Origin of the sequence: Streptomyces sp. KR55 (assembly GCF_052245645.1) — a bacterium.
Lineage (GTDB): Bacteria > Actinomycetota > Actinomycetes > Streptomycetales > Streptomycetaceae > Streptomyces > Streptomyces flavusporus.
In genome coordinates this window covers 1-9,727 of record NZ_JBQQCE010000378.1, presented here as the reverse complement: position 1 = coordinate 9,727, position 9,727 = coordinate 1, and the positions used below count along the sequence as shown (strand labels likewise).

Sequence of the window (9,727 nt, the reverse complement as noted above, 5' to 3'; positions counted from 1 at the left end):
GGCAAGGGCGGTGCCGTACCGGGTGATCCGCTCGTCGGAGATGGCGTCGGGATCGATCTCGCCCGTCCGGTCGTCGACCCGGGTGAGCAGGTCGAGGATTTCGAGGTGAATGTCCGGGGCGTCACCCTGGCGCGCGGCGCGCTGTCGGAGCTGCTCGACGAGGCGGGCGAGCGCCGGCCCGGCACGGCGCGGATCGTCACCGCCGCTCAGTCCCTCCAACTCCAGGTAGGCGGAGACGAGTTCCTGGTCCTCCTCGTTCACCGCGCCGAGCCCGTCGAGCAGTTCGGCCGCCTCGCGGGTCGCCTCTTCGTCGCCGCGCTCCCTCCCGAGGGCCGCAAGCGCCTGACCGAGGACGGCAGTGACCTCGGAATGCGCCGGATGACCGGCGGGGGTCTCGGCCCGGGCCGCGCGCAGCCGTCGTACGGCGCAGGCGATCCGGCCCGCGTCGTGCTCGCGGATGCCCGCGTCGGCGATGGCCGCACCGATACGCAGGTCCCGTTCGCCGGGCCAGGTGACGGGGTTGCCGTACAACTCGCGCAGCAGGCGCAGTCCTTCGGTCGTCTCCGGGGTGCACGCACCGTCCGGGGCCGCCGCCACCAGCCGCTCGACCAGGGCGAGCGGGGGCGCGCCGAGCAGCCGCGCGGCGTCCATCAGCGTGCTCAGGGCGACTGCGGCGACCTCCTGGGCCCGGTCGGGGGCGAGGAAACCGGGCGGGACGGAGGCCAGCCGCCGGCACACCGCCCGGGCGTACCGTGCCGCCGCGGCCAGCCCGTCCGGGTCGGCGGTGATGTGAAAGCGCGTCACGCTGAGCTGGAGGGCATGGAACGCCAACTCCACGAATCCCGCGTGGTCTTCGGCCAGTACGTACTCGATCGCCGAGTCCGACCAGGCGAGCGCCCGGTCCAGCGCGGCCCGCGGCTCGGGCTCCCCCGGATCCGGCGCCCTGACCACGGCATCGGCGTGCGCCGAACTCACCAGGTGGGCGAACCGGGCATCGTGCGAGGGATCGGCCGGGTCGAAGCCGTCCCGCAGGGCCTCGGGAAGCCCCGCGCTCTCGGGCAGGCGCGGGCACAGGAAACCGAAGGTGCCCAGCACGAAGAACAGGTTCTGCTGTACGTCCGGATCCTCGGGGCCCTCATGGCGGAACCAGAACGTCCAGAAGACGGCGGCGACCGGGCCGAGTTCGACCGGTTCCTCGGGCAGCGGCGCGACCTCCCGCAGCAGGGCCAGCGCATCGTCCACCGCGTCCCGGGTGCGCAGCGGCGCGGGATCGCGGGCGTTCTGAGCTGTGACGAGGCGTGCGACCACTCGATCCCGAGGCTCAGTCATCGCCTCTTACATTAGTCTGACCACCTGTCAGAGAGCAGTGGTTCTCGGGACTTTCAGGGAGGCCGCCGTGGGGGACGGGGCGAGAGCACGCCGGGTGTACGAGGACGCCGTCGAATACCTGTGCCGCAACGTGGACGCGGTACGCGAGCTGATCGGTCCCGCACTCTGGGACGCGCACTTCGCGGTCGTACGGGATGCCGACCCGGCCACCACCGAGTGGCGGAACGCCGTACGCGCGCTGCACTACGCCGTCGAGGCGGCCGGCATCCCCGGCGGGCTCGGGCTGCGCCCCACGATGGGCGTGGGCGACTGGCCGGGCGCCCCCACACCGCAGTCGACCGGCTGGGTCTGTCCCACGCGCCGCTGCGCCCGGGTCGACCTGCGGGACGGCGTCCTGCCGGACACGCCGACCTGCGCCCTGGCCGACCGGCCGATGCGCCTGGTGGGCGGCTGACGGCGGTGGGACTGGGCCTGCTCATAGAGCTGCAGAAACGCATCCCGGACGGGTGGTTCCTGCGGCGGCTGCTGCCCGCCGCGCTGTTCGTCGTGGTCGCGCTCGTGGGCGGCGGACAGCTGGGCCAGCGCAACTGGAACGACATCGCGCTCGCCCGCGAGCGGATCGCCGGCGCGCTCAGGCTGGGCGGCGGCCTGACCGCCGACGGCATCGCGTCGCTCGTACTCGTCGCGGTGCCGGTGGTGGGGGCCGCGTTCGCGGTGCCGTACGCCGCGGCCGCGATCGGGGCGCTTGCGTCGGGGGCCTGGCCGTGGTGGCTGATGCCGCTGGGCCGGCGGCTGACCGCATGGCGGGTACGGCGCTGGGTGCCGCCGGCGGAACTCGGACGGCAGGCCGTACGGGCGCGCGACGACGGCAAGGAGCTGCGCGCCGACCGGCTCGACGCGCGCCGGGCCCGCACCGGGCCGGACAGTCCCGACTCCCCCACGTGGTCGAGCGACCGGTTCCGCGCAACCGAGGCACGCGTCAGAGCGCAGACCGGTGACGACATCGCGAGCGGGTGGACCACGCTCCTGCTCGCGGCACCCGACACGTCCCGCGCCGCGCTGGCCGAGGCCCGCGACGCCTATGACGCGGCCTGCGAGGGCCTCGCCTGGAGCACGGCGTTCACGCTGCTCGGCATCTGGTGGTGGCCCGCGGCGCCGGTCGGCATCGTGCTCGGCCTGGCCTCCTGGCGGGGACTGCGCCACGCGGTCGAGGCGCTGTGCCGGACCACGGAAGCGGCGCTGATCCTGCAGCACACGGACCCGCACACCGACGACGGTAATCCCGGAATATAATTTCCTTCGGCGCTTAAAATACCGCCGATTACGTGCTGTTATTCACACTCCGCGCGCCCCCTTTCGAGCGACTTGCATCCCCCGAATGCCCGACATCTCACCCGCTGTTGGGCTCGTTAGGTGATCGTGACTTGGAAGGAAGGGCCCGTGGCCAAGACGCTTTTCGGGCACGACACCGGCGACCTCGAGACGGATGTCGATGTGCGCCTCATGTACTGCTCGGACCTGCTTGATGATTTCCATAAAAAGATCAGACAGATGGAAAGCGAATACCTCCGGGCGATGATGGGGCTGTATGACCACGATGCGCGATGAGTCCGGGCTCTACGATTTTCAGACCTCGGTCGATACCCAGCAGCTGTGGAGCGTGGCCCCGGAACCGGACATCCCGCCGAACGACTGGGACCCGGTCGAGGAACTGGCCCAGATGCTGTCCACCGCGTCCGCCGAGCCCGCTCCGGACCGGCTGGCCGGGCGACCGCACCGCAGGAGCAACCGGCGGCGGCCCCACCCGGAATCCCATTTCCTTGACGGCGGTCAGCGTGTCACTCACGTCACGCTCCTGATCGCGGCGATCACGTTGAGCGCGGTGTGCATGCTGGGATGGTCGCTCTCCTATTCCTATGACCAACTGCGCGCCATCGCCTCGTCCGTGCTGCCCATGAGATTTGCGCAATGGTGGCCGATGACGGTGTTCGGGCCGTGGCTGGTGGCGGCGCTGTCCATCGTGCGGGCAACCGTTCAGCAGCGGAGCGCGCGGCGGTCCTGGTGCGTCATCCTCGCCGCGTCCGCCCTGGCGGTGGCGCTGTCGGTCGGCCACTCGTCCCGCTCGATCCTGTCGTTAGTGATCTTCGGAATTCCGCCGGTCACCGCTCTGGTGTGTTTCTGGGAGCTCGTCGGCCAGGTCTCGACAAAGCGCCGGCCTCGGCACGCCGTGGGCGGTCAGGGGAAACCCAAGCCATGACGCAGGTCTTCTGAGGGTGTTCAGGTCGTCCTGAGGGTGTGCACGGCGCCGTTGAAGAGCTCGTCGGCGCTGGTGTCCTGTTCGTTGGTGACAGCCGAGTCGACGATGATCTTCCAGAGCTCACCTCCCGCGTTGTGGAACAGCTCGCTCTTGCGCCAGAGCCGGCCTCCGTCCGGGCGGTAGGTCATGGTGAGGGCCGCACTCCTGCGGCCCTCCACCTCCAGCTCGGAGAGCACGATCCGAACGTCGGTGAATGCCTTGTTCGCCGTGTACTCCCGGTAGAAGTACTCCGCCCTCTGCTTCGCGGACCCCTGCGGCACATCCCAGCGCAGCAGCACCACCTGCCGGTGCACCTGGCCCTCGTGCGCCTGGAAGGCCACGGCGTCAGGGGAGACATGCGCCTCGTAGTCGCCCGGGACGGCGAGGGACGCGCCGAGCTTGTGCTGCATCTTCCAGCCCTCGGGGATCTCGGACGCGCCGCTGCCGGTGTCGCCCCCTGCACGGCCGGCGCCCGGCCACATCAGCGCGGCGACGGCGGCGCCGGTCACGACCGAGGCGGTCAGCGCCGCGAGACCGGGCCGCAGCCACCGCCGTCCCCGGCCGCCTTCGCCGGACGGCGGCGCCCCCACCGGGACGGGGTCCGGGCCTGCGACCCTCTCCAGCACGGAGACGATCTCCCCGATGTCCGGCCTCGCCTGCGGTTTCTTGCTCAGCAACCGCATGACGAGGCCGGCGAGTCCACCCGCCTGCGCGGGGGTGGGCGGGTCGACGTGGAGTACGGCCTGGAACGTCGCCGGCGCCGTCGGGCGCCGGAACGGGGAGAAGCCCTCGAGCGCCGTGTAGAGCAGCACGCCGAGCGAGAAGAGATCCGACTCCGGCCCCGGCGCCCTGCCCAGGACCCGCTCCGGCGCCATGTACTCGGGGCTGCCCACCACCGCGCCGGGCTCCGTCAGCGGTGTCTCGCCCTCGACCTGGGCGATACCGAAGTCGGTGAGCAGGACGTGGCCGGACCGGGCGAGCATGATGTTTCCCGGTTTGACGTCCCTGTGCAGCACCTTGATCTCATGGGCCGCGGCGAGTGCGCCGACCACGGGCAACGCGATGCGGGCGGCCTGGGCCGGCGTCAGTGTGCCCTCCGCCAGCACGTCGGCGAGCGACCTGCCCCGGATGAACTCCATGACGATCCACGGCCGCCGGTCCACCGTCACGACGTCGTGGATGGCCACCACCGACGGGTGGTCGACCTGCGCCGCGGCACGTGCCTCACGCTCGAGCCGGGCGAACAGCACCTCCCGGTCCCCGTCGGGCACCCCCTCGACCCGGGGCTCCTTGACGGCGACCTCACGGCCGATCACCTCGTCGTACGCCTTCCACACGGTGCCCATCCCGCCCGCGCCCAGCCGCCCGACCAGGCGATAACGGCCCCCGATCAACTGCCCGAGTCCGGGCGGGCCCTGGCGCCCGTCTCCGGCGCCTGCCTCCGGTGAACCTGCCCCGTGCACCCGTCCCCCCGGTTGCTCTCGCCCGGCGTTCCTCAGAGCCCTCATGATTCAGATCCCGCGAGCGCCGGGGGCATGTTTCCTCGTTTTCCTGGATCTTTCCGGCGCAGGTGGTGCCGTACCGGCGCACACACAGGCGTGCGCCGGGGTCTGCGACAACTCCGTCCGGGCCCTGGACAGTTGACGGTCGGCGTCAACATCCTCGATGGAGACAGGTGCACGACACATCCGTACCGCGGTTCACTCCTCGGAAGGTGGCGCCCGTGAAGTTCAGCTACGCGATGCTCCCCGACTACCCGCTCGCGGAGTCGTTGGACTCCATCCGACTCGCCGACGAACTGGGCTTTCACGCCTGCTATGCCGCCGACGAGACCTGGCACAAGGACCTGTGGCTGCTCTTCGCCGCGGCCGCCGGACAGACCCGGCGGATCCGGCTGGGCCCGAGCGTGTCCCCGGTGACGCTGCGGGAGCCGACGCTGATCGCGCAGGCCCTCGCCACCCTCGACGAACTGTCCGGAGGGCGCGCCGAGGGTGTGCTGTCCAGCGGCAACTTCGGGCTGCTGGCGCAGTACCGCATCGACTGGGCCCGGACGCGACCGCTGTCCCGGGTGAAGGAGGCGCTCCATGTGGTGCGCACCCTGCTGGACGAGGGGAGCATCACCCACGACGGCGAGTTCTTCTCCTACGACGGGCTGTTCACCTTCGCCCGGCCGGTGCAGAGCCGGGTGCCGCTCAAGCTGGGGGCGATGCGCGGGCCGAAGTCCTTCGAGGCGGCGGGCGAGTTGTCGGACGGCTGCCATCACGCGCTGAGCTACACCCGTGAGGCCTACGACTACGCGGTGCGGCACATACGCGCCGGGGCGGAGCGCGCGGGCCGGGACTGGCGGTCGCTGGACATCGGGGCGTGGGTCGTCTTCGCGACCGGGCCCGACTCCGCGGCCGCCAAGGACGCCGCCCGTAGCATGGTCGGTATCTACGCCTCCTCGATGCCGGAGGAGCAACTGCGCCGCAACGGGGTGGACCCGGGCGAGCTCAAACCGGTCATCGACGCCATCGCCGCGGGTGATCTGGCCCGGGGCATCGAGCTGACCACTCCGCAGATCGCCGAACGCCTCTCCATCGCGGGTACGCCCGAGGAGTGCCGGGACAAGATCCTGCGGGAGATCGCTCCCAGCGGGGTGAACCACATGATCTGTGCCGTCACCGACCACACGCTCGTCAGGGCGTTCACCGGCCGCGACCTCGCGGAGGTGGCGGACGTGAACACCCAGCTCCGCCTGATCCACGACCGGATCATGCCCGCGTTCCCCTGAGGTGGTGACGCAGACATGGCAGGACAGCCCGGTCGCTGAGCCGTTCGTGGAACTTCGGGGTCCCGGGAGGCGTTGCCAGAGGGAGGCCCGGGAATGCTCGCGGGCGACCGGAACGACATGGGCTGAAGCCGAGGTGGCACGGATGGCGATGTGGGATCGGATCAAGGACCAGGCCAAGAGTCTGCAGCAGCAGTCGCAGGGAATGCGGGGCTCCGGCGGACACGGGCGGCCGGGTACCGGGTCCTCCGGAGGATCCCGGGCCCAGCTGGTGAGCACGCTCAAGTCCCAGCTCACCTCGCTCAAGACGGAACTGAAGAGCGGCGCCTACCGGGACGCCAGCATGGCGATGTGCGCCCTGGTCGCGGCGGCGGACGGACATGTCGACCCGACCGAGCGCCAGCATGTGGAGTCGCTGATCCTGCACAACGACGTCCTGCAGAACTTCCCGCCGGAGCAGTTGCGCCAGCGGTTCAACAAGCATGTCGACCAGCTGGCGTTCGACTTCCCGCAGGGCAAGAGGGACGTCATGCAGGAGATCGCCAAGGCGGCCAAGAAGCCGACGGAGGCCAGAGCGGTCGTGCAGACCGGCTTCGTCATCGCCGGTGCGGACGGATACGTCGCCCCGGCCGAGGAGCAGGTCCTGCGCGAGGCGTGCTCGGTGCTCGGGGTGTCCCCCCAGGAGTTCGGCCTCTAAACCCGGGGCGACTGCAGCTGGGGGGCGCGTGGGTGTGACGGGTTTGCTCGGGCGGTCGGTGCGGCTGCCCGACTGACCCCTTGCGCTCGCACGTTCCGGTGGTCGGCGTTGATCGCGCTGTCGGGGTACGGCGGCGCACCTTATCCAGGACGTATGGATGAAGTGCGCATCGCTGACCGTCATTCCCCCTTCACCAGGCGGAAGTTCACCGCCGCGACCACCGCGGCCGTCGGGATCGGCGCGGCAGGACCGGCCGTCGCCGCACCCGCCCGTCCCCGAGAGGCGCCCTGCCCGCCGAGATCCACCGCCGACCGGGCCACCTGCCTCGCGGTCGCCCGTGCGCTGCTGGTCGTCGACGACGACAACCGGCCGCTCGTGCCGGCGTACAAGAAGATCCTCGACACCGGTCTGCCCCGGCCGAGGACCGGGAACGCCAAGAAGATCCTGGTCGTCGGTGCGGGGCCGGCGGGTCTTGTGGCGGCCTGGCTGCTGAAGCGGGCCGGGCATCGCGTGACGCTGCTGGAGGCCAACGGCAACCGGGTCGGCGGCCGGATCAAGACCTTCCGCACCGGCGGACACGAGCAGGCGGCGCAGCCGTTCGCCGATCCGCGGCAGTACGCGGAGGCCGGGGCCATGCGGATCCCCGGGAGCCATCCGCTGGTGATGTCCCTGATCGACCAACTCGACCTCGAACGACGGCCGTTCCATCTCGTGGACGTCGACGGCGAGGGAAAACCGGTCAACCGGGCGTGGCTCCACGTCAACGGCATCCGGGTGCGCCGCGCCACCTACGCGCGGGCGCCGCGCAGGGTCAACCGGTCCTTCGGGGTGCCGCGCACGTACTGGGACACACCGTCCGCGACCATCCTGCGCACCGCCCTGGACCCGGTACGCGACGAGTTCAGCACGGTCGGGCCGGACGGCAGGCGCGTCGACAAACCCCTGCCCGAACGGGTCGAGGGGTGGGCGCGGGTCATCCAGCGGTACGGAGACTGGTCCATGTACCGGTTCCTGACCGAGCAGGCCGGCTTCGACGAGCGCACGGTCGATCTCGTCGGCACGCTGGAGAACCTGACCTCGCGGCTGCCCCTGTCGTTCATCCACAGCTTCATCAGCCAGTCGCTGATCAGCCCGGACACCGCGTTCTGGGAGCTGGTGGGCGGTACGGCGACGCTGCCGGACGCGCTGCTGCGGCAGGTGAAGGACGTCGTGCGGATGGACCGGCGGGTCACGCACATCGAGTACTGGGACCCGGACCGGCGCGGCGACATCTCCCACGTCCGGGCCGGCGGGCCGCACGTGTGGGTGGACACGGTGTCCGAGGGGCGGGACGGCAAGGTCGTACGGGAGGAGTTCACCGGGGACCTCGCGATCGTGACGGTGCCGTTCTCCGGGCTGCGGCAGGTGCAGGTCAGGCCGCTGATGTCGTACGGCAAACGACGTGCCGTCGCCGAGCTGCACTACGACAGCGCGACCAAGGTGCTGCTCGAGTTCAGCCGCCGGTGGTGGGAGTTCGGGGAGGGTGAGTGGAAGCGGGAGCTGGATGCCGTACGGCCCGGCCTGTACGAGGAGTACCGGAAGGGGAAGGCGCCCGCCGACGGGAGTCTGCTCGGCGCACATCCCTCCGTGCCGGCCGGGCACATCACCCCGGCGCAGCGCGTGCACTACGCCGCCAACCGCTGGGCCACGCGTGAGCAGCCCGAGGCCGCGGACATCATCGGCGGCGGCTCGGTCTCCGACAACTCCAACCGCTTCATGATCAACCCGTCCCATCCGGTGGCCGGCAGCCGGGGCGGTGTCGTTCTCGCGTCCTACAGCTGGGCCGACGACGCCTCCCGCTGGGACTCCCTCGACGACGACGCCCGCTACCCGCACGCCCTCAGGGGGCTGCAACAGGTCTACGGGCAGCGCATCGAGGTCTTCTGCACCGGCGCCGGCCGCACCCAGAGCTGGCTGCGCGACCCGTACGCGTACGGCGAGGCGTCGGTCCTGCTCCCGGGCCAGCACACGGAGCTCCTGGCGGCCATCCGCAGCCCCGAGGGACCGCTGCACTTCGCCGGGGACCACACCTCGGTCAAGCCGTCCTGGATCGAGGGCGCCGTGGAGTCCGGGGTGCGGGCCGCGCTGGAAGTTCACCTGGCCTAGAAGCCACCCCGGACAGCCGTACGAGAAATGGGCCCGCCCCATCCCACACGGTGGGCCCGCCTCATGGCGTGGGCGTATGCACAAGGGCGGGAAATCTGTGCAGGAGCGTCACACAGGCTGCACACAGCCGCAGGAATCCCTCGTTAGCGTTGCTGGCCGTTCGGCGCTGTCAACTCAGGAAGACCGCAGATGGACTACTGGCGGATGGACTACTGCTCCTCGTGCCGTCGGCATCTCAACGGCGCCCTGGTGTGCCCCGGTTGCGGCGCCTACGCCCCGGACATCGCTCCGGCCCCGGCCGGGACTGCTCCCACGGGCCCGCCCCCGGAGACCGTCCCGCCCGCCGAGACCGACGGCGCGATACCCGCGCCGCAGGGCCGGGCGGCGCGGCGGCGCCAACGGGCCCGTTGGAAGAAGAGCCGGCGCAAGGCCGTGATCGCGACCGCCGTCGCGCTCGTCGGCGGCGGACTGACCCTCGCCGCGATGGACC

Annotated in this window: 9 protein-coding genes and 1 pseudogene; 8 read left to right on the top strand and 2 right to left on the bottom strand. The window is 71.1% G+C overall.

The annotated features are described in order from the left end of the window. Window positions 1–1,329: pseudogene (locus tag ACTWQJ_RS38275) on the bottom strand (hypothetical protein); the annotation flags it as partial. A 67-nt stretch (window positions 1,330–1,396) separates the two neighbouring features. On the opposite strand from ACTWQJ_RS38275, the gene ACTWQJ_RS38270 reads away from it, so the two are divergent. The 4 genes from ACTWQJ_RS38270 (at window position 1,397) to ACTWQJ_RS38255 (ending at window position 3,586) form a co-directional block, all read left to right on the top strand. Continuing rightward, window positions 1,397–1,783: a hypothetical protein gene (locus ACTWQJ_RS38270; RefSeq protein WP_443311045.1), complete on the top strand. Its 387-nt coding sequence runs from the start codon at window positions 1,397–1,399 to the stop codon at window positions 1,781–1,783. Window positions 1,784–1,788: 5 nt separating this feature from the next. Beyond that, on the top strand, window positions 1,789–2,622 hold the full coding sequence (locus ACTWQJ_RS38265; protein WP_443311044.1) for a hypothetical protein: 834 nt from the start codon (window positions 1,789–1,791) through the stop codon (window positions 2,620–2,622). 147 nt (window positions 2,623–2,769) lie between these two features. Continuing rightward, window positions 2,770–2,937 carry a hypothetical protein gene (locus tag ACTWQJ_RS38260; RefSeq protein WP_224737288.1) on the top strand — a complete coding sequence of 56 codons (168 nt, stop codon included), beginning with the start codon at window positions 2,770–2,772 and terminating at the stop codon, window positions 2,935–2,937. Then, window positions 2,918–3,586 (top strand): DUF2637 domain-containing protein, encoded by a 669-nt coding sequence (locus ACTWQJ_RS38255; RefSeq protein WP_443311043.1) that lies wholly within the window; start codon window positions 2,918–2,920, stop codon window positions 3,584–3,586. Before ACTWQJ_RS38260 ends, ACTWQJ_RS38255 begins: the two co-directional genes overlap by 20 nt. 20 nt (window positions 3,587–3,606) lie before the next feature. On the opposite strand, the gene ACTWQJ_RS38250 is transcribed toward ACTWQJ_RS38255, so the two are convergent. Then, window positions 3,607–5,019 (bottom strand): serine/threonine-protein kinase, encoded by a 1,413-nt coding sequence (locus ACTWQJ_RS38250; protein ID WP_443311042.1) that lies wholly within the window; start codon window positions 5,017–5,019, stop codon window positions 3,607–3,609. 329 nt (window positions 5,020–5,348) lie between these two features. Between ACTWQJ_RS38250 and ACTWQJ_RS38245 the strand changes: the two genes are divergently transcribed. From ACTWQJ_RS38245 to ACTWQJ_RS38230, 4 genes are all read left to right on the top strand, one after another. Next, window positions 5,349–6,398, top strand: a complete 1,050-nt coding sequence (locus tag ACTWQJ_RS38245) for an LLM class flavin-dependent oxidoreductase (RefSeq protein ID WP_443311041.1) — start codon at window positions 5,349–5,351, stop codon at window positions 6,396–6,398. A 142-nt stretch (window positions 6,399–6,540) separates the two neighbouring features. Continuing rightward, complete coding sequence (locus ACTWQJ_RS38240; protein WP_443311040.1) at window positions 6,541–7,092, top strand: tellurite resistance TerB family protein; 552 nt, start codon at window positions 6,541–6,543, stop codon at window positions 7,090–7,092. 153 nt (window positions 7,093–7,245) lie between these two features. Further along, window positions 7,246–9,237 (top strand): flavin monoamine oxidase family protein, encoded by a 1,992-nt coding sequence (locus tag ACTWQJ_RS38235; RefSeq protein ID WP_443311039.1) that lies wholly within the window; start codon window positions 7,246–7,248, stop codon window positions 9,235–9,237. A 204-nt stretch (window positions 9,238–9,441) separates the two neighbouring features. Then, on the top strand, window positions 9,442–9,727 hold a 286-nt coding region (locus ACTWQJ_RS38230), incomplete at its 3' end, for an SCO2400 family protein (RefSeq protein WP_443311046.1).

What these genes read in the sequence shown, in the direction of transcription:
- ACTWQJ_RS38240 (WP_443311040.1), top strand. Translation starts at nt 6,541, where the DNA reads ATGGCGATGTGGGATCGGATCAAGGACCAGGCCAAGAGTCTGCAGCAG.
- ACTWQJ_RS38235 (WP_443311039.1), top strand. Translation starts at nt 7,246, where the DNA reads ATGGATGAAGTGCGCATCGCTGACCGTCATTCCCCCTTCACCAGGCGG.
- ACTWQJ_RS38255 (WP_443311043.1), top strand. Translation starts at nt 2,918, where the DNA reads ATGACCACGATGCGCGATGAGTCCGGGCTCTACGATTTTCAGACCTCG.